This window comes from Hymenobacter metallilatus (assembly GCF_003944705.1).
Classification (GTDB): domain Bacteria; phylum Bacteroidota; class Bacteroidia; order Cytophagales; family Hymenobacteraceae; genus Hymenobacter; species Hymenobacter metallilatus.
Window position 1 is genome coordinate 178,905 of record NZ_RWIS01000006.1, and the last position, 24,115, is coordinate 203,019.

At 61.1% G+C, this 24,115-nt stretch carries 20 protein-coding genes; 4 read left to right on the top strand and 16 right to left on the bottom strand.

Annotation, left to right across the window (positions count from 1 at the left end; translation table 11 throughout):
• Positions 1–172 precede the first annotated feature (172 nt).
• The 8 genes from EI290_RS10915 to EI290_RS10950 all read right to left on the bottom strand — a co-directional run bounded on the left by EI290_RS10915 (position 173) and on the right by EI290_RS10950 (position 13,776).
• On the bottom strand, positions 173–1,639 hold the full coding sequence (locus EI290_RS10915; protein WP_125429720.1) for a glycoside hydrolase family 30 protein: 1,467 nt from the start codon (positions 1,637–1,639) through the stop codon (positions 173–175).
• Between the two features lie 79 nt (positions 1,640–1,718).
• Positions 1,719–3,167: a glycoside hydrolase family 30 protein gene (locus tag EI290_RS10920; protein WP_125429723.1), complete on the bottom strand. Its 1,449-nt coding sequence runs from the start codon at positions 3,165–3,167 to the stop codon at positions 1,719–1,721.
• A 37-nt stretch (positions 3,168–3,204) separates the two neighbouring features.
• Positions 3,205–5,178 (bottom strand): sialate O-acetylesterase, encoded by a 1,974-nt coding sequence (locus EI290_RS10925; RefSeq protein WP_185816949.1) that lies wholly within the window; start codon positions 5,176–5,178, stop codon positions 3,205–3,207.
• Between the two features lie 200 nt (positions 5,179–5,378).
• Entirely contained in the window at positions 5,379–7,493 is a 2,115-nt protein-coding gene (locus EI290_RS10930; protein WP_185816950.1) for an RICIN domain-containing protein, read from the bottom strand.
• A 168-nt stretch (positions 7,494–7,661) separates the two neighbouring features.
• Positions 7,662–9,086: a glycoside hydrolase family 30 protein gene (locus EI290_RS10935; protein ID WP_125429732.1), complete on the bottom strand. Its 1,425-nt coding sequence runs from the start codon at positions 9,084–9,086 to the stop codon at positions 7,662–7,664.
• 107 nt (positions 9,087–9,193) lie between these two features.
• Positions 9,194–10,489 carry a sugar MFS transporter gene (locus EI290_RS10940; RefSeq protein ID WP_125429734.1) on the bottom strand — a complete coding sequence of 432 codons (1,296 nt, stop codon included), beginning with the start codon at positions 10,487–10,489 and terminating at the stop codon, positions 9,194–9,196.
• 746 nt (positions 10,490–11,235) lie between these two features.
• Complete coding sequence (locus EI290_RS10945) at positions 11,236–12,630, bottom strand: DEAD/DEAH box helicase (RefSeq protein WP_125429737.1); 1,395 nt, start codon at positions 12,628–12,630, stop codon at positions 11,236–11,238.
• Positions 12,631–12,834: 204 nt separating this feature from the next.
• Positions 12,835–13,776: a YihY/virulence factor BrkB family protein gene (locus tag EI290_RS10950; protein WP_185816951.1), complete on the bottom strand. Its 942-nt coding sequence runs from the start codon at positions 13,774–13,776 to the stop codon at positions 12,835–12,837.
• 106 nt (positions 13,777–13,882) lie between these two features.
• On the opposite strand from EI290_RS10950, the gene EI290_RS10955 reads away from it, so the two are divergent.
• Complete coding sequence (locus EI290_RS10955) at positions 13,883–14,416, top strand: DUF2062 domain-containing protein (RefSeq protein ID WP_125429743.1); 534 nt, start codon at positions 13,883–13,885, stop codon at positions 14,414–14,416.
• A 119-nt stretch (positions 14,417–14,535) separates the two neighbouring features.
• Here the strand turns inward: EI290_RS10955 and EI290_RS10960 are convergent, their stop codons facing one another.
• The 5 genes from EI290_RS10960 to EI290_RS10980 all read right to left on the bottom strand — a co-directional run bounded on the left by EI290_RS10960 (position 14,536) and on the right by EI290_RS10980 (position 17,812).
• Positions 14,536–15,516: an enhanced serine sensitivity protein SseB gene (locus tag EI290_RS10960; protein ID WP_125429746.1), complete on the bottom strand. Its 981-nt coding sequence runs from the start codon at positions 15,514–15,516 to the stop codon at positions 14,536–14,538.
• A gap of 181 nt (positions 15,517–15,697) precedes the next feature.
• Positions 15,698–16,138, bottom strand: a complete 441-nt coding sequence (locus EI290_RS10965) for a c-type cytochrome (RefSeq protein WP_125429749.1) — start codon at positions 16,136–16,138, stop codon at positions 15,698–15,700.
• Positions 16,135–16,824 (bottom strand): SCO family protein, encoded by a 690-nt coding sequence (locus tag EI290_RS10970; RefSeq protein WP_246008924.1) that lies wholly within the window; start codon positions 16,822–16,824, stop codon positions 16,135–16,137. Before EI290_RS10970 ends, EI290_RS10965 begins: the two co-directional genes overlap by 4 nt.
• Positions 16,825–16,832: 8 nt before the next feature.
• Positions 16,833–17,237, bottom strand: a complete 405-nt coding sequence (locus EI290_RS10975) for a hypothetical protein (RefSeq protein ID WP_125429751.1) — start codon at positions 17,235–17,237, stop codon at positions 16,833–16,835.
• An 83-nt stretch (positions 17,238–17,320) separates the two neighbouring features.
• Complete coding sequence (locus EI290_RS10980) at positions 17,321–17,812, bottom strand: DUF4112 domain-containing protein (RefSeq protein ID WP_185816952.1); 492 nt, start codon at positions 17,810–17,812, stop codon at positions 17,321–17,323.
• Positions 17,813–17,927: 115 nt separating this feature from the next.
• Here EI290_RS10980 and EI290_RS10985 point away from each other — a divergent pair, with 115 nt between their 5' ends.
• The gene (locus EI290_RS10985; RefSeq protein WP_125429754.1) at positions 17,928–18,917 is read left to right on the top strand and encodes an aldo/keto reductase; all 990 of its coding nucleotides are present in this window, start codon (positions 17,928–17,930) and stop codon (positions 18,915–18,917) included.
• Between the two features lie 38 nt (positions 18,918–18,955).
• Here EI290_RS10985 and EI290_RS10990 read toward each other — a convergent pair whose 3' ends face one another.
• Positions 18,956–20,419 carry a diadenylate cyclase gene (locus EI290_RS10990; protein WP_125429757.1) on the bottom strand — a complete coding sequence of 488 codons (1,464 nt, stop codon included), beginning with the start codon at positions 20,417–20,419 and terminating at the stop codon, positions 18,956–18,958.
• A 189-nt stretch (positions 20,420–20,608) separates the two neighbouring features.
• Here EI290_RS10990 and EI290_RS10995 point away from each other — a divergent pair, with 189 nt between their 5' ends.
• The gene (locus tag EI290_RS10995; protein WP_125429760.1) at positions 20,609–20,884 is read left to right on the top strand and encodes a hypothetical protein; all 276 of its coding nucleotides are present in this window, start codon (positions 20,609–20,611) and stop codon (positions 20,882–20,884) included.
• Between the two features lie 56 nt (positions 20,885–20,940).
• On the opposite strand, the gene EI290_RS11000 is transcribed toward EI290_RS10995, so the two are convergent.
• Positions 20,941–22,170 (bottom strand): BaiN/RdsA family NAD(P)/FAD-dependent oxidoreductase, encoded by a 1,230-nt coding sequence (locus tag EI290_RS11000; protein ID WP_125429763.1) that lies wholly within the window; start codon positions 22,168–22,170, stop codon positions 20,941–20,943.
• A gap of 109 nt (positions 22,171–22,279) precedes the next feature.
• Here EI290_RS11000 and EI290_RS11005 point away from each other — a divergent pair, with 109 nt between their 5' ends.
• A complete protein-coding gene (locus EI290_RS11005) occupies positions 22,280–23,467 on the top strand; it encodes a cation:proton antiporter domain-containing protein (RefSeq protein WP_125429766.1) in 1,188 nt (395 codons plus the stop codon).
• A 62-nt stretch (positions 23,468–23,529) separates the two neighbouring features.
• On the opposite strand, the gene EI290_RS11010 is transcribed toward EI290_RS11005, so the two are convergent.
• Positions 23,530–24,090, bottom strand: a complete 561-nt coding sequence (locus EI290_RS11010) for a MarC family protein (RefSeq protein WP_125429769.1) — start codon at positions 24,088–24,090, stop codon at positions 23,530–23,532.
• Between the last annotated feature and the right edge of the window lie 25 nt (positions 24,091–24,115).

The following is a 24,115-nucleotide window of genomic DNA, read 5'->3' on the forward strand; positions in this document are numbered from 1 at the left end:
TAAGGTGAGAAACTGGAGGGTGCTTGACAGCGGCTGCCGGGTTTCTTCGCCTGCCTGTGTAAGCACCGGGAGCAAGAGAATCAGGGCTTGGTGAGCAGGCCGCTGGCGCATTGCGCGGCACTGCGGAAAATAAGCCAGGGTGCCAGTGCCCTGAATTCCTGCACGACGTTCTCTATTGCACTACCATGGTCATAATAGAGTGGGGCTGGCTGGTGGTTTGGGCGGCCTGGCCTTTTATCCAGAGTTGAAACGGCTGCTCTTTTTCGGTGCTGTTCATCACTACCACGGCTACTTTACCATCGGTATTGAGGAAGGCCGTGGCCTGCAGCACGTCACGGCTGGAGGCCACGGCCACGCGCCGGGCCCCGGGCCGGATAAACTTGGAAAAGTGACCGATGTAATAATACATGTTGGTATAGATGAGCTTTCCACTGCGGGTGTCGCCAATAACGGGAGCGTAGCAGAAGTTGCCCACGTGGTTGGGGCCACCGGTTTCATCCAGCAGTACGTTCCAGTCGGTCCAGGCCACGGTGCCGGCGTTCAGGTCGTTGATGAGGGAGTTGCCGTACCGCTCACCCAACGCCCAGTCCTGTACGTTGTCGAGCTTGAAATTCTCCACGCAGCCCTCCGTAAACACCAGATTTTTGCTGGGGTAGGTTTCGTGTACGCGGCGCAGGTTATCGAACTGCATGGCGGAGCCGGTCCAGGTTTCGTACCAATGGTAGCCCAGGCCCCAGTAGTATTGGCTGGCCTCGGGGTCGTCGAACAAGGTGCTGGCGCGCTGAAACATCAGGTCCCGGTTGTGGTCCCACCCAATGAGCTTCCGGTCGGCCAGGCCGCTTTTTTTGAGCGTGGGCCCCAGAAAGCCCTTCACGAAGTCCCGCTCTTCCTCGGCCGTAAAGATGCAGGACTCCCAGCGCTGCTTGGCCATGGGCTCGTTCTGCACAGTAAGGCCCCACACCGGAATACCCAGCTTCTCGTAGGCCTGAATGAACTTCACGTAGTGGTTGGCCCAGGCCTGCCGGAATTCCGGGCGGAGGTGGCCGCCCTGCAGCAGGTTGTTGTTGTCCTTCATCCAGGCCGGAGGGCTCCAGGGGCTCACGTACAGCGGCAGCTTACCGCCGGCCGCCTGAATGGCCTGCCTGATAAACGGCACCCGGAACTGCTCGTCGTGCTTCACCGAAAAGGTATTCAGGTCCTTGTCGTTGTCCTGTACGTAGGTGTAGCTGCCGCTGGAAAAGTCGCAGCTGGCAATATTGGTCCGGGCTAGGGTATAGCCGATACCGTTGGTGGGGCTGAAGTAGGCCTGCAGTAACTCCTGCTGCTGGGCTTTGGGCAGCTTGGCAAAGGTTTCGGCTGAAGCATCGGTAAGTGCCCCGCCTATGCCCAGCAGCGTCTGGAAGGTGTGGGTGGGGTCCACGAATACCGTAGGCTGGGTTTCCAGAGGCTGGCCTACTGGCTGGAAGCTGAGCGCCGCTCCCGTGGCCAGCCGCTGCTGCGTGCCGCTGGCGGTAGTATACAGCTGCACCCGCCGGCCGGCGGCGGAGTAGGTTTTGGGAGTGTTGGCCGCTGGTTTCTGCGCGGTAGCAGCCGTGCTGATGCCCGCGGCCAACAGTGCGGTAAAGAAGGTTTTGTGCATGAGTATCAAATGGGAAGTACTGACTGGCGGTGGCAGAGGTCATGCGGGGTGAGCAGAGAAACCCGCCCCGGTTTCATGCTTACCACACGTAGGTACCAGCCGAGCCGGCATCCAGAGTGGTGGTAACGGCTTTGCCGCGGTACTGAATATCAAAGGTTTGGGAAGTGCTGCCCGTGTTCAGTACGAGCAATACCTTCCTGCCATCGGGGTTTTTGAAGGCCACATTCTGTAAGTTGCCGGGCACGTTGGTGTTGATGCGCACCGAGCCGGGCCGCACAAATTTGGCCGCGTGCGCCACCGTATAGTAGGCCGAGTTGCGCGTTACAGTGTTGCCGTTGATGGTTATAGCCCCCAGGCAGGTGGTACACCCGCCTGGGGTGTGCGGCCCATAGTTCTGGTCGGCGGCCAGGTTCCACTCCAGCACATTGCGGCTCCAGTTGCGGGTGGCCCCAATTATCAGATTATCCATATGCCACTTAAAGTCGGCGTTGAAGTTGCCGGGGCCTCCCGTCCACATCTCCGTGAAGTACACGTTCTTGCCCGGGAAGGCATTGCGCACGGTGCTCATGGTGCTAATGCTGCCCCCGTACAAATGAAACGCCGAGCCATCCACGTACTGACTGGCCAGCGGGTCGCGCAGAACGGAAAGCGGATACTCTGGCACGTCCAGGTTATGGTCGTAGAGGATAATTTTGGTTGTCAGCCCGGCTGCGCGCAGGGCCGGGCCCACGTTGTCCCGGATGAAGTTGGCCTGCTCGGCCGCCGTCATCAGCATACTGGGGTTGTTACCGCCGTACAAGGGCTCATTCTGCAGCGTAACGGCATCAATAGTGATGCCCTCAGCCTTCATGCCCTGAATGTATTTAACAAAGTAACGGGCGTAGGCATCATAGTATTCCGGCCTGAGAGAGCCGCCCACCGAGTTGTTGTTGGTTTTCATCCAGAGCGGGGCCGTCCAGGGGGAGCCCAGAATCTTAATGGTGGGGTTGATGGCCAGAATTTCCTTGAGCACCGGAATCAGGTGCCGGCGGTCAGGAGCCAAACTGAAGTTGGCTAAGGTAGGGTCGGGGCCGGCATCGTCGTAGGTAAACACGGTGGCATCCAGGTCGGAGGCCCCAATGCTCACGCGCAGGTAGCTGGTGCCAATATTGGTGCCATCGGTGGCAAACAGCTCCCGCAGTAGCGCCGCCCGCTCGGTAGCCCCCATCTGGTAAAGCAGCTGAGCGCTGCCGCCCGTAAGGGCATAGCCGAACCCATCAATTGTCTGATAGGTCTGGGTGGTATCCACAAAGATGGCCGTGTTCTGGCTGGTAGCAGAAACAAAAGTCAGCGAAGCGGTGCTCTTGGCAAACCGCGTCGATGGGTCGGTGGTGGTAAGCCACAGCTGCACCTGCGAAGGCGTAACGGAGGGAGGTGGGGTAGGAGGCTGCGGCTGCGGGTCGGGCTTATCGGAGCCGCCGCAGCCGGCCAGCAAGCTCAGCGCCAGCAGGCCCGCTACCCCCAGGGAAGTGGTGAAAGATACTGTCATATGATGAAGAGAGAAGAGGTAATGCAGGAAAACCGCCTTATGGGGCCGGCTGGCGGGGCCAGGCATCGGAGCGGAAGGGGGAAGCCGGTAATCCGGCTTTGTTGTAAAGCGTGGCGGGCCGGTTGTTGCCCCAGGCGTAGCGCACGGCCACAGGGTTGGGCACGCCCTCAGCTTGTAGTACCAGCGTGTTGCCTTTTACCGCGGCCCGAGCCCACACAAAGCGTCGGTCAGGGCCAGCCACGGCAAAGGAGCTGCCCCCGTCAGGAGCCGGCTTCAACACGAGCCCCCCGCCCAGGTTGCCGAAGCTGAGCGTAAGCTGGTTGCCGGTGGTAGTGAGCTTCTCGAAAGTGGGGCCGGAGGCAGGCACGGTCGTTTCGGCGTAGGCCACGCGCCGGGCCGCCAGAGCCAGGCGGCGGCCCACATCCAGCTTGTTGCGGGGGTGAATGTCGTCGGGGTTGCCCAGGTCCAGGGCCACGGCCATGGCGGTGCTGGGCACGGTGAGGCTGGTGAGGCGCTGGGCTTCCCGCAGGCGGGCCCAGTCGGGGTCGGCAGGCAGGGCGGGGTCAGCCATATAGCCGGCCAGCTGCACAAACAGAAAGGGCAGGGCCGGCTGCTGCCAGCGGGTGCGCCAGTCCCGGATCAGGACCGGAAACAGCGTTTCGTATTGGGCGGCACGGCCGGCGTTGCTTTCTCCCTGGTACCAGATTACACCCTTCAGCGCATAGGGATGCAGGGCGGCAACCATGCCGTTGTACAGGGCCGTGGGCTCGTTCTGGGCTCCACCGGGGTAGGGCGGACGGGGCTGGGTGCCGGGCGTGTAGGCCGGGCGGTACTGCCACTCACCAGCCAGGGCCACGGTGGTGCTGCCCACCGTGGCCGACATATCAGCGGGCTTGCCCCAGATGCCGCCCCCGCTGCCGGTATCCGTTACGCGCACGGTTACCACGTTGCGGCCGGCGCGCACCAGGTTGGCCGGCACCGTGTAGCGGCGCGGGGTGGCATAGCCGCGGGTACCGCCCACGGCCACGCCATTAAAAAACGTGCTGTCAGCATCATCCACCTGGGCCAGCGAGAGGGTAAGCGGCTGCCCGGCCGCCGCAGCGGGCAGGGTCAGGTCGCGGCGCAGCCACACCACGCCGTCAAAGTCGCTGAGCTCCGGGGTAGAGGCCTCCCAGATGCCCGGCAACGGCATGGTTTTCCAGGCGGTGGTAGGCAGGTTGGGGTCGGCCCAGGTGGGCTGGCCGGGCAGCAGGCCCCGGTCCTGGCCCTCGGGGCTGCGTTGCCAGTTGCTCAGGCGCGTGGCGTAGGCCGCTTCCTGCTCGGCAAAGGAGCCGGTTTGCTGGGCCAGGGATGCCAGTTTGGGCTGAAAATCGGGGAGTTTACCCAAGGCCTCGGCGCTGGTCCAGGCTTCGGCCACGGTGCCGCCCCATTCGGCGGCAATCAGGCCTACGGGCACCTTATACTGCTGCTGCAAGTCGCGCCCGAAAAAGTAGGCCACGGCCGAAAACCCGGCCACCGACTGGGGCGTGCACGGCTGCCACTCGCCCCCGGCCAGCTCCGCCAGGGGCCGCCGCTCGGCACAGTTGGGCACGTTGAATAGGCGGATTTGCGGGTGATTGGCCGCCGCAACGGCTGCCGCTCCGCCCGCCGCGTCGCGCAGGGGCCATTCCATGTTCGACTGTCCCGAGGCCAGCCAGACGTCGCCCACCAGCACATCGGTGAGCTGCACCGTGTTGGTGCCTCGCACCGTCAGGGCAAAAGGACCGCCGGCCTGCTGGGGCGGCAGCGTGAGGGCCCAGCGCCCATCGTCCCCGGCGTTGGTTTGCGCGGTTGCGCCCCGGAAACTCACCTGTACGGCCTCGCCGGGGGCAGCCCACCCCCAAAGCGGCAGCTTCACGTTGCGTTGCAGTACCATGTGGGAGCTTACCAGGCGGGGCAGGCGCACCGTGGCCCGGGCAGCCGGAGCAGCCAGCAGCAGAATGACCAGCAGAGGAGTGGGGCGGAGTTTCATAGGTAAGTAATCAGCTGAAAAACATCTTCCAAAGAGTTCCAAAAGAACTGGCGGAAGGATACGTTCCGGCCCAGAAGGCTGCACCATTTGCCATTGGGCAGTACCCATAGCGGCAGCCTGATACAGCGTAAAAAATCCAGCAATAGGCAAAACCCGAATACCGGCCCCGAAACCGCTTCGGGGCCGGTGATGAAAACTGCTTATTCGTGGGCAACTACCACGCGCCGTACCAGCTGGCCGGCGGGTGTATCTACCTGCAGCAGGTACACGCCGGCCCGCAGTGCGGCCACCGGCACGGTCAGGTGGTTGTCGCCGCTGGTTACGGCCTGGTTGGGCTGGCTGACCACAACGCGGCCGGTAAGGTCGAGCAGGCGCAGGTGCAGGCGCTGAGCCGCGGCGGAAGTGTAGTACAGGCTCAGCTCCGCATCGGCTACGGTGGGGTACACCTGCAGGCACAGGTCGGCAGCGGAGCCGGCCGTGGCCAGGGCTACCCGGGCCGCGCCCTGGTCCGAAAACCACCAGCGCTGGTTGTCGCCACCCCCGTAGGTCCACTGGTGCACGGCCGCGCCATCGGCAGTGGAGTTGTTGGATACATCCAGGGCCTTGCCGCTAAATTTATTGATGATGCGGTAGGTACCGTCGCCGTTGCCGATGATCTGCCAGTACTGGCTGTCTTGGCTCAGCCAGTCCCACTGGTGGGTGAGGGCACCGTCGGCGGTGCTGGGGCCAGCCACATCCAGGCTCTTGTTGCTGTTCAGGTTTACCAGGCGCACGTAGCCCCCGCCTGCATCTACCAGCTTCCACTTTTGGCTGGCCGAAGCCACCCAGGTCCACTGCTGCACCCGCCCGCCGTTAGCCTGGGAGTTGTTGGATACTTCCAGGGCCTTGCCGCCGTTTTTGGAGCTGATTTCGTAGATGCGCCCGATGGCGGGCCCGCTGCCGGTGCCGTTGTAGTTGCCGCCGCCGGGATAGTTCACAATGCCGTTCTGGTTCGGCGACACGGCCGCTACCGTGGTGTTGGGCACGCAGTTGGCAAACTGAATGTTGGTCAGCACCTGGTTGAGGCCGGCGGGCCCGTCCACCACGTAGGGTGGGTTGATGTGCATGAAGGCGGGGTTGCTACGGTCCTCGAAGCGCTTATAGGTCCAGTGGCACCAGCCAATGCCCACAGAGTTGAGGTTGCGGGCCGCGTCGCGCATCCAGGTATCGGAGTTTTCGCCGGTTTCCCCTATCCAGATGGGCACGTTGTGGGTGCTGCGGAAGTTGCGCAGGTTGCCAATGAAGCGCAGGTCGTTGGGCCCGCCCCCGGTGGAGTTCACGCCATTGTCCATTTCGTAGCCCGTGCCGCTGTAGCGGTGGGAGTTGTACACCAGGTTGCTGCGGTTGGGGAAGGTAAACGGCTCCAGGTAGTTGTAGTCGTTTCCCCAGCCGTTGCCCTCCACCAGAATCAGGTGGTTGTCGCCCTGCCCCCGGATGGAGGTAATCAGCCGCTGCAATACGTCGTGAATCTTCTGGTTGCTGGGGTAGTTGTTGGGCTCATTGATCAGGTCGTACATAGCCACCCGCGCGTCGTTCTTGTACCGGTTCGATACAAAGCGCCACAGCCGGTCCAGCACGTCCTGGTTGATCTGGCGGTTCCAGAGGTCATTGGCCACAATCTGGTCGGCAATGTTGGCATCCGTACCCTGAGAACCGGGCACGGCGTGCATGTCCAGCACCACGTACATATTATTGGCCTGGGCCCAGGCCAGGGTGTTGTCAATCATGGCCAGGGCCGCCATGTTGCCCGGGTCAGTAAAGAGCTGATTGTTGTTGTACCAGCCCGTGAGCTGGCTCACGTAGGACTCATAGCTCACAGTACCGCGCATCACGCTGTTGCGCACGGCCCGCTGGGCGGGCGTCAGAAACAGCTCATAGTGCAGCGGCAGCCGCACGCAGTTGAAGCCCTTGCTGGCAATGTAGTCGAGGTCGGGCTTGGTGATGAAGTTGGCGCGGTAGTTCTGGTAGAAGGTTTCCACGGCCGCGTCGGTCATGCCCGCGTTGTAGAGCGTCTTCTTAACCTTACCCTGGGTTTGCTTGCCATCGAGGCCGGGCCAGCCCACCTTCATCATGTAGCCCTCCTGCACGGCCCAGTTGCCCAGGTTCATGCCGTTGAGAATGACCTCCTGGTTGCTGGCATTCACGATGCGCTGCCCATCGGCCCGCAAAAAACTCTGCGCTTGGGCGGCCTGCCCGAGGCCCAAACCGGCCAGTACCAGCGGCAGCTGCCGCAACGCCCGGGCCACGCGGCCCCCCGAAAAAGTACGAATGTTCATGAAAGTGGGAATTGGTTGTGAAAAAGGAAAAGGAACAAGCCGGTCCTGGGGAGGCCGGAAAGCCGGTTTTACCGGGCCAGGCCCGATGGATGTCGCTAGGTCACTACCATTTCCCACGCGCCAGCAGGGGCGGGGTACTCTGGGCATTTGGGCGCCGCAAGCGCGGGGTTACCACACGTAGGTGCCGGCCGCCCCGGGCTGCAGCGAGGAGGTTAGGGTTTTGCCCTGGTAGCGGAGGCTGAAGGGTTGGGCCTGGGTGGAATTGTTCTGCACCAGCACCACTTTCTGGCCGTTGGGCGCTTTAAAGGCCACGTTGGGCAGGGTTTCGGAGGCGGTGGAGGCAACGCGCACCGAGCCCGGCCGGACAAACTTACTGGCGTGGGCAATGATGTAGTAGGCATCCTCGCGGGTTACGGTGCTGCCAGCAAGGGTGAGGGCGCCCCGGCACTCGGTGCAGCCCCCAGGCGTGTGCGGGTTCTGCTGGGGGTCGGCGGCTAGGTTCCACTCCAGCACGGTACGGGCCCAGTTGCGGGTGGCCCCAATCAGCAGGGTGCGTACGTGCCAGGGGAAATTCTCCTCGAACTTACTCATGGAGCCCACCCACTGTTCGGTGAAGTACACGTTGCGGTCGGGGTGGGCGTTGTGCACCTGGCTCAGAGCCTCAATGGGGCCGGCGTAGAGGTGAAAGGCCGAGCCGTCCACGTACTTCTTGGCCTCGGGGTCACCCAGAATGGTCAGGGGGTAGTCGGGCCGGTCAGCGTTATGGTCGTACACGATGATTTTCGTGTCGATTCTGGCGCTCTGGAAAGCCGGGCCGAGGTGCTTTTTCACAAACTCGGCCTGCTGCTCGGCCAGCATGAGCAGACTGGGGTTATTGCCGGGGTGCAGGGGCTCGTTTTGCACCGTAATGGCGTCAATGCGCACGCCCTCGGCCTTCATTCCCTGCACATACTTCACGAAATACTGCGCGTAGGCCGGGTAAAACTCCGGTTTCAGGGAGCCGCCCTTATAGTTGCCGTTGGTTTTCATCCAGGTCGGCGGCGACCAGGGGGAACCCAGGAGTTTGATGGTGGGGTTGATGGCCAGGATTTCCTTGAGCACCGGCAGTAGGTGCGCCTTGTCGGGGGCCAGGCTGAATCGGGCCAGGGTGGGGTCGGTCTGGCCTTCCGGCAGGTCATCGTAGCTGAATACAGTGGCGTCCAGGTCGGAGGCCCCGATACTCAGGCGCAGGTAGCTGACGCCGATGTTGGAGCCATCGGTGGCAAACAGCTCCCGCAGAAGGGCCCGGCGGGCCTCGGGCGCCATGCGGTGCAGTAGTTCAGCGCTGCCGCCCGTGAGGCAATACCCAAACCCATCAATGGTCTGGAAGGTCTGCTTATCATCCACCTCAATAACCGGGGTGCCGGCCACCGGGGCGGTGCTGCTCCAGGCCGGTGCGGCCTGCGGCTGAAACAGCACCGACTTATCGGGGTTCGTCAGCCAGAAGGCGGCCGTGCCCCTGGCCGGGCCCGACTGGGGCGGGCGCTGGCAGCTGGCGCCCAGCCCAAGGGCGAGCAGGAGCATGGCGGCGGAAGAGCGAAAAATGAGAGACATGGGGCGGAAAGAATAGGCAAGCAAGTGGCCGTCAATCGAATCCGTTCGATTGAAAAGGCAGGAAATCAGCAGCGGGAAGGGTGGCGGAGCGGTACCGGCCGGCTAGTTTAGACTTGAGCAGGTTTGTGGCCTTTCAGGCCGTACCACATGATATAGAGGTAGCAGAGTACGGGCAGCACAAAGGCCCAGCGTAGCGCATGAATGCCGCCGCCGCCAATAGTGCTGTCGGCAATCATACCGAACAATGGAGGAATAATAGCCCCCCCCACAATAGAGGCCGACAGCATACCCGAGGCATCTTCGGTATGACGGCCCAGGCCGGCTACAGCCAGGGTAAAAATTACCGGGAACATAATAGAGTTCATCAGCCCCACAGCCAATAGGCTGTACATGGCCACTGGTCCGGTGGTATTGATGGAAATCAGTACTAGTACAACAGCGCCAATGGCATTGAAGAACAGTACTCTACTGGGTTTAACAGTGCGTAACAGGAAGATGCCCAAGAAACGCCCTACCATGGCCGCACCCCAATAGAACGACACTTTGTAACCAGCACTTTCGGGGCTCAGATTCATTACCTCGGGCTGGCTGAGGTACTTCACAATGTGCGCGCCAATTACCACTTCAGCGCCTACGTAAGTGAAAATACCCACCAGGCCCAGCAGCAGATGCTTGTAATGCCAGGCGCGGCGCGTGTCGCCCGCTTCGGCGGGGGCGTGGATGATGGTGGGTAGTTTCAGAAAAGCCAGTAGCAGACTAATCAGAATCAAGACGCCTCCAATGCCCAGATACAGATTCTGAACGGGCGACACATCCAGAGCGGCAGCCTGCGCCGCCGACAATTTTTTAAGGTTGGGGAGTTTAGAAAGAATCAGCGCGGAGCCCAGGATGGGAGCAATGGTAGTAGCTAACGAGTTGAAGGCTTGGGTAAGGGTAAGGCGGGAGGAAGCCGTTTCGGGTGGCCCCAGAATGGCTACGTAGGGGTTACCAGCCACTTGCAGCGTCACAATACCGCTAGCCAGGATAAAAAGTGCTCCTAGAAACAAAGGGAAAGTTCGGCCTTCGGCGGCCGGATAGAACAGAAAAGCTCCCAGTGCGGCTACCAGAAAGCCCACCAGCATACCCTTTTTGTAGCCTAACTTCTTTACCACCAAACCTGCCGGAATTCCCATTATCAGGTAAGCGCCAAAAAAACAGGAATTTACCAGATTGGCTTTGGCATTATTAAGTGTGAATAAGCCTTGTAGGTAGGGCATCAGAATGTCATTCAACACCGTGATGAAACCCATCATGAAAAACAGCACCGTGAGCGAGGCCAGGGCGGGGGTGTAATTGGGCACTTCGGTGCCTGGGGGCGTGGCGGGCGGTTTGGGAAGGGTAGGAGCGGAAATGGGAGCAGCCATGGTGGGAAGGAAAAAGGGAAAAATGTCAGGATGAAGAAGGAACCTGCAACATCGGTTCTTTTCCGCAAAGTAACCGATAGGTACTGGTAGGTTTCCGCTTACTCACCCGCAAGGACCGGCCCTGCTCCCCTTCAGCAAAGCCGGCCCCAAACCCCCGGTCAGTCTAGCGAACCTGCCAGGGCGGGAAAATCCGGGTGCGCTGGTGTGCACCCGGGAAAAAATTGCTGGTAAGAATGGTGCCGGATGAGGAAGCCGGTAGCCGACTACCAGATCTGCTAACAGGCGCAAAGACAAAAATGGCGTTGGGAGAGGTAGGCAACCAAACCAAATATCTGGGTGGGGTGAGCAGAAAACAAACCGTAAAAGGCGGTTTCTATTCCGGAGGACCCTGTTTCAAGCACTTACCACACACGCAAAAACGGCTGTCTTGCAAAAACCCAATGGCCAGCCGCCGCTAACTGTAACGGATAAGAAACAACAAAAAAAGATGCGGCTTACAGACGCTGATCTGCCGGCGAATCGTGAGCCGCTCCGGGCGTCACCGGCAGTAGTTCTTGGCTTATTTCAGCCGCAGGCGGGCAGTAGGCTAACAGCTTTCAGTGTGCTGCTGCGCGCTGCTAGTAACACGCGGCGCTACAGCTGCACACCATACACCTAGTACAAACACCAGAAAGCCGGCTGGGAGTAGCCGGAGCTACTCCCAGCCGGCTACAGGCTACGGGTACAGGCCTCGTACGGGCCGGGCGCTAGGCCACCACCGATACGCGCACTTTCTTGCCTTTCACTTTGGCCCCGGCCAGCCGCTCGGCTACTTCCTGAGCCTGCTGGCGCGGCACGGCCACGTAGCTGTAATAGTCGAACACCTCAATGTGACCTACCTCTTCGCGGGAAACCCCACCCACATTCACGAAGGCCCCCACCAGGTCGTGGGCGCTTACTTTATCCTTCTTGCCCGCCGAAACGTGGAGGGTTACATTTTCGGGGCGGGGTGCTTTGGGAGCAGCCGGGGGCAGCTTGGGGGCGTGCATCTGCTGCCACCGGATGCCGGCCGCCACGGGCCACTTCTTTACGTGGGCCAACTCCTTATCCGTTACCAGAATGTGGGCGGTACCCTCGGCCCCGGCCCGGGCGGTGCGGCCTGCCCGGTGCTGGAAGGCATCGGCCTTGTCGGGGGCATCGTACTGCACCACCGTATCCAGCTGGGTTACGTCGATGCCGCGGGCAGCTACATCAGTGGCCACCAGGGCCTGGCTGGAGCCGTTGCGCAGCTTGAGTAGAGCTTTGTCGCGCTCCGGCTGGGGCATTTTGCCGTGCAGCACCTCGGCCGCTACGCCCCGGCCCACCAAAAAGCGTGTAAGCTCCATGCACCGCTCCCGGGTGTTGCAGAAGATGAGGGCCCGGCCGGTGGCGGGCTGCTGGAGCAGGTGCAGCAGGGCCGCCGGCTTCTTCTCCACAGTGCCCACGTGGCCCAGCAGCGTCAGGTTTTCGGGCAGCTCGTCGGTGTCTTCGCCAGCATTCACCACCCGGGGCCGCGTCAGGTTCTTCCGGATCAGCTCCAGCACCTTATCCGACATAGTGGCCGAGAACAACAGGGTTTGGCGGCGGCGGGGCAGGCGCTTCACAATTTCCACCAGCTCATCCTGAAAGCCCAGTTCCAGCAGCTTGTCGGCCTCGTCCAGAATCAGAGTTTTGAGCTGGTTGGGCACAATGCTGCGCCGCTCGAAGTGGTCGAGCAGGCGGCCGGGCGTGGCCACTACCACGTGCGGGGCCTGGGTAAGAGAGGCCGTTTCTTCGCGGAAAGCGTGCCCCCCGTAGAACGCGGCCACCCGCAGGTTAGGCAGAAACTTGCCCAGCTTTTTGAGGGCGTCGCGCACTTGTAGGGCCAGTTCCCGGGCCGGCACCAGCACAATTACCTGCACGGCGTCGGTTTTGAGGTCGAGGAGCTGCAACACGGAAAGGCCGTAGGCAGCAGTTTTGCCCGAGCCGGTGGGCGCCTGTCCCGCTACGTCCTGGCCGGCCAGCGCCATAGGTACCACCTGCTCCTGCACGGGAGTGGGCGTCTGGAACTGGAGTTCGTCCAGGGCCTGAAGCAGTTCAGGGGCCAGGCCCAGGTCGGCGAAGGAAGCAGGTATTGCAGTCATAAAGCAGTATTTCACGCAAAGGTACGCTTTATGAATGGGTGGATGGGTTGATTGTTGGTTGTTGATTGTTTTGTCATCCTGAGCAGCGCGAAGGATCTTATTACGTTTGAACGAGTCGTTGTCACGAGTATCGTTCCAGCGTGATTAAGTCCTTCGCGCTGCTCAGGATGACAAGCGACCAACAACTAACTATCAACAATCACCCTACTTCTCCTCGGGCACATCAACCAGTTTGTAGCGAATGGCGGATTTCTTGGGGCGGATGTCGAGGCCGACGTAGTGGGCGTAGGCTTTGGTGAAACAGGCCCCGAAGTAGAAAATCATAGCCGAATAGAATACGAACAGCAGTACCAGTACAATGCTGGAGGCCGGGCCATAGATGGGCCCCAGGTTGCGGGGCACCAGCAGAAACCCCAGCACATTCTCGCCCAGGTCAATGAGCACGGCCGTGAGCAGGGCGCCCCGCCACACCGCCTTGGGCGGCACCTTGGCGCTGCTCAGGTTGCGGAACGTAACGCCGCACCAGGCCGTGAGAATAAGCAGGGAAAACAGCTGATTACCGATTTTGAACAGCGCCGTGCTGAACAACGCGCCAAAATCGTGGGCGTAATGCGCCAGAAAAGCCAGGGCCGCATCCGATAGAAATGCCAGCATCGACAGTAACCCGGTTGCCAGCAGCAGGCCCAGGGAGCGGCTCCGTTCCTTCAGTACCTTGCGGAACTGCCCGGTGCTGCGCCGCACCCGCACCTGCCACAGCTGATTGAGCGAGTTCTGAATCACGCCGAATAGTGTGGTGGCAATAAACACCAGAAACCCAAACCCCAGCCAGGTAACCAGGCGGCTCCGCTCGATATTGGTTACGTTCTGCAGAATCTGCTCCACAAGGCCCGCCGCCGAGGAGCCCAGTAGGTGAGAAAGTTTGGTGAGCAACAGCACCCGCACCTGGGAGCGGGAGTAGAGGGAGCCCAGCAGCTGAATCAGGATAATGACGATGGGCGGCAGAGCAAACGTGGTGAAGAACGCCGTGGCCGCCCCCAGGCGCAGCGGGTCGTTGGCGGCAAACTCCCGGGCCGCCCGGCGCAGCAGAATCAGGAAGTCGGGAAAGAAATGACGTCCGGCGTGCCCGGACTGGTGTACTTTTGTCATGGGAGGCGCGTACAATCTGCCGGCGCGCTGCCAAACAGAACACAAGTTGCGAAGGTAGCATCCGGTTTCTGCATCGCCCACCCCTTTTTTTGCTCCTGGTTTCTCTGTGCAGCCACCCCTAACTCCTCCAACCACTACCATACCTGCCGAGCCTGCCCCGGGCTGGTGGCGCCGCCGCGTAGTGCAGCCGGTGCTCAACCTGCTGCGCCAAGGCCTCACGCCCCATCAGCTGGCCCTTACGGCGGTGCTGGGTACGGCGGCGGGCCTGGTACCCATGCTGGGCATTACCACGCTGCTCGCTACGTTTGCGGCGGTGCGCCTGCGCCTGAACGTGGCCGCGGCTTTGCTGATTGCTCACCTCTGGAGCCCGGTGCAGCTCCTGCTCATCATTCCATTTATGCGCCAGGGCGCCCTGCTCTGGGGCGGGCACAGCCCCCCGCTCACGCTCACTAAGCTGCAATACCTGTTTGGCCACAACTGGGTAGCGGCCCTGAAACTGCTCTGGCACGCAATACTGGGGGCTTTGGCGTTGTGGGCTGGTACTTTTCTGGTGTTGGGCCCGCTGCTATATCTTCTGCTCCGGCCGGTGCTGGCCCACCTGCTGCGCAAGCGCGCCGCGCCGGCCGAGGCCGCCGGATAACAATGCCCCAGGTGTCTTCTGCTTTGGCGGGTAAGAAACTCGGTAGGGTCAACTATTTTTTACAAAAAAAGCCCCTGCACGGATAAATGCAGGGGCTTTCTGGCTAAGGGGCCGGGCGGTTATGCCCGCTGATATACTGGCTCGGTGGTCAGTAGGTACTGCACCAGAGGCTCTTCCGAGGCCGGGTCAATCAGCATCAGATCCACGAATTGGGTTTCGCCGATTTTACCTTGAATGACGGGACCCAGTTCCTGCAGGAAGGCCGGATCTTTCTCCTCCGTGTCGAAGGCCACGAGCAGGCGGGCTTCCTGGGGGTTATGCTGCATACGCATTTCCGTGAGGTACACCGTCCGAATGGCGGGCTGGGTGGCGCAGTACTCGCGCAACGAGTCCATCAGCTCGGTGGGAGCGGGTTCCGGCTGATGCAAGGATACCTGCATATCCGGCGGGGGCGTAGCGTCAAACAGCTGCCCGGCCAGTAAGGCGTCAATTTCGCCCGCTTCCAGCAGCTTACCCACAGCCGAGAACGGGTTCAAGGCGCAGTCGGCTCCCTTCACCATCGTAAAGAAATCGTGGCCGCGCAGGCGCAGGAAGGCTACGCTGCCTTCGGGCACGGCTCCGTTGTCGTGGATACGCTCGGGGGCGGTGAAAACGGCAATTTTACCATCGTGCAAAGCCTGGAGCTGAATTTCCATGCCTTCAGTGGGCGTTACCTCGCCGGGCTCCTGGCCTTCTTTGGCGGCCATTACTACCGTTACTTCTTCGCCCAGCAACGCCTGGTAGAAGGGGCTACGGAACTGTGGCTCCACGGCGGCCTGCATCAGCAGCTGCTCCAGAATATTCAGGGGCTGAAAATCGGGCAGCTGAGGCGGCTGACCTTCAACACCGGGCAGCGGAATAGGCGGGGCCGGTGGAATGTTGAGAGCCGGGGCGGGAGCCGGCGCGGCGGGCATCTGATAGTTGGAGCCCTTGTAGCGCGGACCGGAAGGCGTTGGGGCCTCGGAAGAAGCTTCGGCGGCAGCGGAAGCGCCGGAAGCAGGGGTGGGAGCGGGGGCCGGGGTGCCCTCGTCTTTCTTTTTCAGGAAGTCAAACAGACCCATAACAAAACAAACAGATGAAAGTGCAAGCTAAGCAGGTTTCCGGGAAGATGCACCTGGCGGTGAGATGGTGAAATGGTAAAATGGTGAGTTTAACGTTCGGCCAAACCTGGTGGCGCAGTCTGCACAGACAGCCCGGGTAACTCAAGCGGAACGTCAGACCCACCATTCCGCTGCCTCACCACTACTGCCCATCCGAACCGTTGCAGCGGCCTAGCAAGTCAGAAACCTCCCGGATGGTATAGGTCTGGTTGCGGTTGCCCCAATTGGTTTGCAGAAAGTTCAGCAGGTTGGTAATCTGGGAGTCGGTGAGGTCTTCGTGGCCGGGCATTACCTGGTTGTACCCGATGCCGTTGACCACGAGCGGGCCTTTCATGCCCTTGCGGATCAGGCAGGGTAGGTCGGCGCGGCGCTGGGCCACGTAGTCGGAGGCGGCTACGGGCGGAATGAGGCGCTGCAGGCCCTGGCCCTGGTCGCCGTGGCAGCTGGCGCAGTGGGTGGCGTAGAGCTTGGCCCCCTCGTTCTGGCGCTCGGTAAAGCAGCCGCTGAGACTACCAGCCGCTACGGTGGCCGTAGCGGCCAGCAGCAGCCCGCGCTGTAGCCTGGTACCAGTGGCCCGGCTCATTTGGTGGCCGGGGCAGTTTCCAGCTGCTCCTCTTTCAGCAGTAGCGGCAGGTCCTGAATCAACTGGTCAACCTGCGCTTTCTCCATACCATCGTACACGCCCCGGATGCGGCGCTGGGAGTCGATGAGGGCGAAGGCGCCGCTGTGGGCGAAGCCACCCTGCACGGTTTTATCTACCTGCGCAGCCGTCATGTAGGCCTTGGCCAGCGCAAAAATGGTATCATGGGAGGCAGTGGCGAAGTGCCAGCGCGAAGCGTCCCGGACGCCCAGCCGCTCGGCGTAGTCGCGCAACACCGGAATAGAGTCGTGGGCCGGGTCGATGGTGTGGCTTAGGAACAGCACGTTGGGGTTGCCCTCGAACTGCTTATACACCCGCAGCAGCTCGCTCTGCATTTTGGGGCAGATGCTGGGGCAGGTAGCAAAGAAAAAATCCGTGACATACACCTTGCCGGCAAACGTCTGGTTGGTAATTACCTGACCCTGCTGGTTGGTAAGGCGGAAGGCGGGCACCGGGTCGGGCAGGGTATCAGCCGGCGAGGTAGGGGCATTGTGCTTAAGCCCCAGCACCGGCAGACGTTCGGGCTGGGTGGCCGTGGTGGCCGAATCAGGGGAGCAGGCCGCCAGCAGGCTGCCGGCCATCAGCAGGCTCGCCAACACGGCACGGCTCGTAGTAAAACGCAGAGGCATAAAAGGCATTAGTGTGCTGAAGGAGAGGCCGCCGAACTGGCTTCTACTAGTAACCGGGCCGAGTCCTGACTGGTTCGAAACAATACGCCAACCGAATCCATGCGCTGCTGCTGAGCGGCATAGTAGGCCAGCCGCTGCTCTACGGCCACGGTATCGGCGGGCTTGCGGTAGTGGTGCATCCAGAACAGCATACCGGCCTCGGCCCCGAGCAGGGCCCGGCGCTGGCGGCCGGCGGCCACAGTATCAGGTATTGTCTGGAGCTGCTGCCGCAGGCCATAGAGCTGGTCCATTTGGGCCATAAGCTCGTCGTGACGGGCCAGCAGGGCTTTTTCGGCAGCTTCGGCTTTCTGCTCTTCACTCTGCAGTGAAAGGCAGGCGGGCAACAGCAGCAACACAGGGGCAAGGCGGAGCATTTTCACGGCCGCAAAGCTACAACAGGAACATCTGAAACCGTGGTGCAAGGCCAACTATCAGCCAGCTAGGCGCGGGGCTAGGCCTACCACCGGGCGGCGGCCCAGTGCCACAGCGCCCAGCCGCCCCACACCAGCCCGGCTGCCAGGGCCAGCAGCACCACCAGAATCAGCCCAATCAGCCCCCGCCCGCTGCCCTGGTATCTGCCCTCCTGGTAGTGGGCGCGCAGTAGGCGCACGTTCCGGTCGTTGGCTTTATAGGCGAAGTCGAAAATGTTGCCCACCACCGGAATAGAGCCAATAAGGGCATCCAGCACCACATTCACAACCATGCGCACTACCAGGCTGCCGCTGGCGCCGTGGCGCAGCATGGTCAGGATCAGAACGCCGGAAATGGCCAGGGAAGGCAGGCCGCCCACCACCGGAATCAGGCCCATGATGGGGTCGAGGCCGAAGCGCCAGGTGGTGCCGGGCACCCGGAACTGGCTATCCAGCAGGTGCGAAATCCGCTCCACCCACAGCAGGCGGTTGTCTTGGTCGAAGGTGGGCGTTGGCAAGGGAAAGGCAGGAGTTGGCATGGTATAGGAGAGTTGGGTGCCGGAGGAAACGAGTAACGGAGCGTGTATACGGTGCGTAGAGTATTTCTGCAGTCCGGTGGGGCTGCCGATTGTTTCTTCATGTATCGTACTACGTATGAAAACCCGCACACTTGGCCCGCAGGGGCCATTGGTATCAGCAATGGGGCTGGGCTGCATGGGCATGTCCGACTTCTATGGCGGCCGCGACGAGCAGGAAAGCCTGCGCACCCTCAACCGGGCCCTGGAGCTTGGGGTCACCTTCTTTGATACGGCCGACATGTACGGCCCCTACACCAACGAGGAGCTGCTGGGCCGGGCCCTCAAAGGCCGGCGCAACCAAGTGGTAGTGGCCACAAAATTCGGTATTCAGCGCGACCCGAACGACCCCGCCAAACGCGGCATCAACGGCCGGCCCGACTACGTGCGCCAGGCCGTAGAGGGCTCCCTCAAGCGCCTGGGTACCGATTACATCGACCTGTACTACCAGCACCGCGTCGACCCGGATACGCCCATTGAGGAAACCGTGGGAGCCATGGCCGAACTGGTGAAGGAAGGCAAAGTGCGCTACCTGGGGCTGTCGGAAGCGGCACCGGCCACGCTGCGCCGGGCCTGCCAGGTTCACCCCATTACGGCCCTGCAAACCGAGTATTCGCTCTGGAGCCGGGAGCCCGAGGAGGAGATTCTGCCTACTTGCCGGGAGCTGGGCGTGGGTTTTGTGCCCTACTCGCCGCTGGGGCGGGGCTTCCTCACCGGCCAGATTCAGCGGTTTGAGGACCTGGCTGCCGACGATTACCGGCGGCATACGCCACGCTTCCAGGGAGAAAATTTTCAAAAAAACCTGGATCTGGTGGCGCGCATCCGGGAAATGGCTACCGAAAAAGGGTGTACGCCCGGGCAGCTGGCCCTGGCCTGGGTGCTGGCGCAGGGCGAAGATATTGTGCCTATTCCGGGTACCAAGCGGGTAGCCTACCTGGAGGAAAACCTGGGGGCCGCCGACATTTTGCTGTCCCTGGAAGACCTGGCCCGCATTAATCAACTGGCTCCCCAACATGCCGCCGCCGGCCAGCGCTACCCCGAGGCCATGATGAAAAGCGTGAACGGGTGAGAGTAACGGAGTAACGGAGTAAACTGCTCCGTTACTCACTACCGCCGCACGGGAGGGAGCAGGTCAATCCAGCCGTCCTCACTTACCACCACGGCCAGCACGGGGTAGCGGCTGCTTTCCACGTAACGCAACGCTGAGTTATAGCGGGAGCCCCGGCTGGAGTCGCCCTTTTCGGTGGCCAGGCCGTCAAGAATAGCGCCGATGGCGTAGCAGGTACCGGCCGGGTCGATGAGCACGGCCCCATCGATGTTGGTAACCAGGCGCAGCACGGAGGGCGTCATCAGGCGGGGGGCCACCCGGAAGCACTGGCGGGTAAGGCGGGCCGCCTCCTGGGCCGCGCCCTCCGAAATCAGCAGAATGGTGCCGTTGGACTGCGTGGTGGCCTTCAGCGTCAGTTCCCAGAGGTAGGCAATGCCGGCAGTGTCCACAGCCGGAAACACCCGCCGAATGGCTTCCGTAAAGTTATTTTCATCCACGGTGCCCTGGGGGAGGCGGGGCGTGTTGGAAACCACCTTCATCATCACCTGCCCGTCGTGGCTTAGCTCCCAGCTATAGTGCTTGGTGAAGTGTACTGTAAACAGCGGCTCGTACTGTGGGTCGGTGGGCTCGATGAGGTAGCCCAGCCCGAATACATCGGTTGCATCCGTAATCAGGGAGTTTCGGTCCTCACTCAGCTCCAGCAGTTTCCGGATGCGGCGGTAGTCGCGCAGCGGAATCGGGGATTCCAGCGTAAGTACCGGCACTACGGCCTGGTGGTTGCGTCGGGAAATCAGCATGGTACCCACACCCTCGTCGCCCTCGTGGCGCAGGGCTGCTACGCCATTGCAGGCATCGTAGAGGCCGTGGGAGCCGGCTGCCGCACGCAGCATGAAGCGGCGGCCGGCCGCCCGCAGCACCTCATTGTAGTCCCGGTCCAGTACGGGCCGGTCGTCGTCGGTGTCCGATTCGCGCAGGGCCCGGGAGGCATCCTGCAGCACCTCCTGCACCGTGGCCGCCAGCAACGAAGCCGGACGAGTGGGGCCGGTGGGGCCAGGCAGCGCGTAATAACTCTGATAAGCCTCGATGCTCAGCTGCAGCACAATAATAACCAGGTAACCGCCCACGGTAACGGGCTGGGAGCAAAAGCTGATGCGCTCTTCCCGCCGACTGGCTACCACATCATTGAGCGTGTGCTCGGTGGCCCGGCGCAGCAACTCGTACCACCGCTGTTTCTCGTACCGGTCATGGTCGAGCGGGTGCAGGTGGTACACTACCTCGCGGGGCCCATCGGGCTCCATGGCGGCGGCCCGGGCTTTAATGCTGGTGAAATCCTGCGGCTGGTAGCGGTGCATACTCGGCTCTACCACAATGGCCTCCGGCTCGTCGGTTTCGCGGGCCGAGGCCAGCCCCAGCAAAAATACTTCCGGCTTCAGGGTCCGGTCGAGCAAATTAAAAACGCCATCGGCAAACAGCTGGGCCGAAACGCGGAAAAGACTCTGATTTTCCCACATAAGGGAGGACAAGCGAGAAGGAAATACGGGCAGAATTTCCCAAGTACGCAAAAAGCTACTACCCGTTGGAGAAAGGGTCCGGCTGCTCCGAAGAAAAATACATAAACAACCCAACTGCCGGGACGTTGTACTGACAGCAAGAGCTTGGTAGTTTGGGCTTTCCTGCGTATCTTCTCCTGATTCTATTCCCCTGGTTAAGTCATGCTAGACATTGCCCCTCTGTTCGGAGTGCTGCTACTGCTCGGATTGGCAGGTGGACTAGCCATGGTAGGGCTTACCACTGGATATTGCGCACACAGCCACGGACGGTCCTTCTGGCTGTGGTTTGTGCTGAGTATGGTGCTGCCGGTAGTGTCGTACTTCGTGCTGTTTGCCCTCATTCTGCAGCAACATCTCAACCAGGGCCAGCGCCTGCTCAATGAAGCCCGGGCTATCCTGGCCGCCGCCGAAAAAGCCGAACGGACGGAAAAGTGGTGAAATGCTACATGCGTAACTCGTGTGGCTTCTTGCGTAAGCGCAGGATGCCGGACGATTTACGCACGTAGCCACTGCCGGATGCCCCGGGCGGCCCAGGCTCCCGTGCTGAAACAGCCCTGCAGCAAGTAGCCACCGGTGGGCGCTTCCCAGTCCAGCATTTCGCCGGCCACGAAGGTACCAGGGCGTTGCCGCAGCATCAGGTGCTCGTTTACGGCGTCCCAGGCCACACCGCCCGCCGTGCTGATGGCCTCATCGAGCGGACGTAAGCCGCGTACCGGTATTGGCAGTCGGGTGAGCAGTTCCTGTACCTGGGGTAGGGGCGCGGGCAACACCGCCGGCCCTACTTCCCGCAGTAGTGTGGGTACCGGCGGCTTCAGGCGCAGGGCTTCGCTCAGGAAGGCGGCCCAGGACTTGCTGGGGCGGCGGCGGCGAAGCTTTTCCAGTAATTGGGCTGCGGTGAGGTCTGGTTTAAGGTTCAGGTGCAGCTCCGCCGGTCGGCCGCCGGTCAGGGCCGCCCGCAGGTGGGGCGTAAGGGCATACACGGGCGTACCCTCCAGGCCGTAGTCGGTGAGCATGATTTCGCCCCGCACAGTGTGGGCGCCGCAGCTAAGGGCCACGTTTTTGAGCGGCTGCCGGCCCACCTTCTCCCGGAAATAAGCTGACCACGCCACCTCGGCTCCGCAGTTGCTGGGGGCAAAAGGCATACAGGTTACACCCGCCGCCTGCAGCGTGGGCAGCCACTGTCCATCGGAGCCGGTTTTAACCCAACTGGCCCCGCCCAGGGCCAGCAGTGTAGCATCGGGCTGCACCACCAACTCCTCACCGCTGGCTTCGTTGCGGATGCGCAGACCATTGGCCGGTGCAAAACCCAGCCAGCGGTGGCGGGTGTGCAGCTCTACGCCCAGATGCCGGAGCTGTGCCAGCCAGGCACGCAGCAGCTGGGCGGGCTTGTGCTCCGCCAGCGGAAACACCCGGCCGCTGGTTCCTACGAAGGTGTCAATGCCCAAGTCCGCTGCCCAGGCGCGCAAATCGAGAGGGGAGAAGGCCGCCAGAAAACGGGAAAAAGCCGGAGTACAGGAGCCATAGCGGGCCGCAAAAAGTGCGGCTTCTTCAGCATTGGTAAGATTGAAGCCGCCGTGCCCAGCCACCAGAAACTTACGGCCCGGGGTAGCCTGTGCCTCAAATACCTGCACCCGGTAGCCGGCCCCGGCCAGGTGCTGCGCGGCCAGCAGGCCGGCCGGGCCGCCCCCAATAATAGCGACGGTAGGGGAGGATGTATGCTGCATTGCGCAAAGGTACGACCAGGGTGCCCGAATCAGGGGTAGAGGGGTAAAAAGCGGTTACGAGGGAGGCTGGTACGTATAGAAGGGCAGTTGTTGGGTTTATGTACTTGCTATGGGTTCGTACTCTATTCTGATCGGGCTGAGCCTGGCCGTCATTCTTTCCTACCTGTTCGACCTGGCGGCGCGTGCTACCAAAGTGCCTTCGGTGTTGATGCTGCTGTTGTCTGGCATTGCCCTTCGGCAGGCGGCGGATTACTTCGATGTAGTTCTGGCGGTGCCCAAGGTTGTCCTGGAAATATTCGGCATCATCGGGCTCATTATGATTGTGCTGGAAGGGGCACTGGACCTGAAAATCAGCCGCGAAAAAGCTCCCCTTATCCGTCGGTCCTTTTTCGCCGCCGCCCTGATTCTGGTGGTACAGGCAATAAGCATTGCCCTGATTTTGCACTTCTGGTTACGGGTTAACTTTCAGAGCTGCCTGGTCAATGCTATTCCGCTGGCGGTTATCAGCTCCGCCATTGCCATTCCCAGCGTGGCCAATCTGCAGGGCGAAAAGCAGGAGTTCATTGTGTATGAAAGTACTTTTTCCGATATCCTGGGCATCATGTTCTTCAACTTTGCTTTGCAGAACAACTTCGCGCAGGGAACTTCTGTCCTGACGTTTGGGGCCGATGTGCTGGCCGTGTTGGTAGTGGCCGTACTCAGTACAGCGGCTCTGGCCTTCCTGCTTGACCGGATTCGGCTCCACGTTAAATTTTTCCTGATTCTGGCCTTTTTGATTCTGCTCTACAGCCTGGCCAAGAAGCTGCACTTGTCGTCGTTGGTGCTGGTGCTGGTGTTCGGATTAGCCGTTAACAATGCCGAGCATTTTCTGAAAGGCCCGTTGCGCCGTTGGTTCCGACCCGAGCGGCTAAGCGAGGAGGTCCACCAGCTGCGTAGTATCACCGCCGAATCGGCCTTTCTGATTCGCACCTTCTTCTTCCTGCTGTTCGGTTTTAGCATCACATTGGGCAACGTGCTTAGTCCACAGTTGCTGTTGCAGGGAGTTTTGATTGTGGCAGCCCTCACAGCAATCCGCTTGGTGTACTTGCGCTACATTGCCCGCACCGACCTGATTCCGGAACTGTTTATTGCGCCAAAAGGCCTGATTACAGTACTGTTGTTTTACAGTATTCCCGAAAAGCACCTCATTGGCGAGGTCAGCGAAAATATCCTGTTCGTGGTGATTCTGCTGACCGGTGTGCTGATGATGATAGGCTTGCTGCTAAGCAGGCAGGAGCCCGTAATAGGGGAATATTAAGACAAGGGGCGCCAGGTTGCCGCCAGCTCACACTGACTTTTGGGGTGGCGTACGCTTACCCGCTAAAAATTAGCCTTAAACAGCTTGATGGCAATGGCCAGCAGAATTACGCCGAACACCCGGCGCAGAATGTCCTCACCGGCTTTGCCCAGCTTACGCTCTAGCCAGGCTGAGCTTTTCAGTACCAGATACACAAAAACCAGGTTGAAAAAGATGCCGGCCAGCACGTTGGGGAGTTGGTAGGCAGCCCGCAACGACAGCAGGGTCGTCATGGTACCGGCTCCCACGATGAGCGGAAACGCCAGCGGCACAATGGAGCCCGTGGCCGCCAGCGGGTTGTGCTTGAACAGCTCCACGCCCAGAATCATCTCCATGCCAATGAGGAAGATGATAACGGCTCCCGCCAAAGCAAACGACTGGAAATCAACCCCGAACAAGCTCAAAATACTCTGGCCCAGAAACAGGAAGGCTACCATCAACACCCCCGCTACCAGCGTGGCCACCTCGGCGTTGATGCCGCCTTCCCGCTGCCGGATCTGGATGATAATGGGGATGGAGCCCAGAATATCGATGATGGCAAACAGCGTGAGCGTAACGGAGGCTATTTCCTTGAGGGAGAACATCGGTGAAGTTGTGAAATGGTGATGT

Coding starts and splice junctions, on each gene's coding strand:
- EI290_RS10915 (WP_125429720.1), bottom strand. CDS start 1,639: ATGCACAAAACCTTCTTTACCGCACTGTTGGCCGCGGGCATCAGCACG.
- EI290_RS10920 (WP_125429723.1), bottom strand. CDS start 3,167: ATGACAGTATCTTTCACCACTTCCCTGGGGGTAGCGGGCCTGCTGGCG.
- EI290_RS10925 (WP_185816949.1), bottom strand. CDS start 5,178: ATGAAACTCCGCCCCACTCCTCTGCTGGTCATTCTGCTGCTGGCTGCT.
- EI290_RS10930 (WP_185816950.1), bottom strand. CDS start 7,493: ATGAACATTCGTACTTTTTCGGGGGGCCGCGTGGCCCGGGCGTTGCGG.
- EI290_RS10935 (WP_125429732.1), bottom strand. CDS start 9,086: ATGTCTCTCATTTTTCGCTCTTCCGCCGCCATGCTCCTGCTCGCCCTT.
- EI290_RS10940 (WP_125429734.1), bottom strand. CDS start 10,489: ATGGCTGCTCCCATTTCCGCTCCTACCCTTCCCAAACCGCCCGCCACG.
- EI290_RS10945 (WP_125429737.1), bottom strand. CDS start 12,630: ATGACTGCAATACCTGCTTCCTTCGCCGACCTGGGCCTGGCCCCTGAA.
- EI290_RS10950 (WP_185816951.1), bottom strand. CDS start 13,776: ATGACAAAAGTACACCAGTCCGGGCACGCCGGACGTCATTTCTTTCCC.
- EI290_RS10960 (WP_125429746.1), bottom strand. CDS start 15,516: ATGGGTCTGTTTGACTTCCTGAAAAAGAAAGACGAGGGCACCCCGGCC.
- EI290_RS10965 (WP_125429749.1), bottom strand. CDS start 16,138: ATGAGCCGGGCCACTGGTACCAGGCTACAGCGCGGGCTGCTGCTGGCC.
- EI290_RS10970 (WP_246008924.1), bottom strand. CDS start 16,824: ATGCCTCTGCGTTTTACTACGAGCCGTGCCGTGTTGGCGAGCCTGCTG.
- EI290_RS10975 (WP_125429751.1), bottom strand. CDS start 17,237: ATGCTCCGCCTTGCCCCTGTGTTGCTGCTGTTGCCCGCCTGCCTTTCA.
- EI290_RS10980 (WP_185816952.1), bottom strand. CDS start 17,812: ATGCCAACTCCTGCCTTTCCCTTGCCAACGCCCACCTTCGACCAAGAC.
- EI290_RS10985 (WP_125429754.1), top strand. CDS start 17,928: ATGAAAACCCGCACACTTGGCCCGCAGGGGCCATTGGTATCAGCAATG.
- EI290_RS10995 (WP_125429760.1), top strand. CDS start 20,609: ATGCTAGACATTGCCCCTCTGTTCGGAGTGCTGCTACTGCTCGGATTG.
- EI290_RS11000 (WP_125429763.1), bottom strand. CDS start 22,170: ATGCAGCATACATCCTCCCCTACCGTCGCTATTATTGGGGGCGGCCCG.
- EI290_RS11005 (WP_125429766.1), top strand. CDS start 22,280: ATGGGTTCGTACTCTATTCTGATCGGGCTGAGCCTGGCCGTCATTCTT.
- EI290_RS11010 (WP_125429769.1), bottom strand. CDS start 24,090: ATGTTCTCCCTCAAGGAAATAGCCTCCGTTACGCTCACGCTGTTTGCC.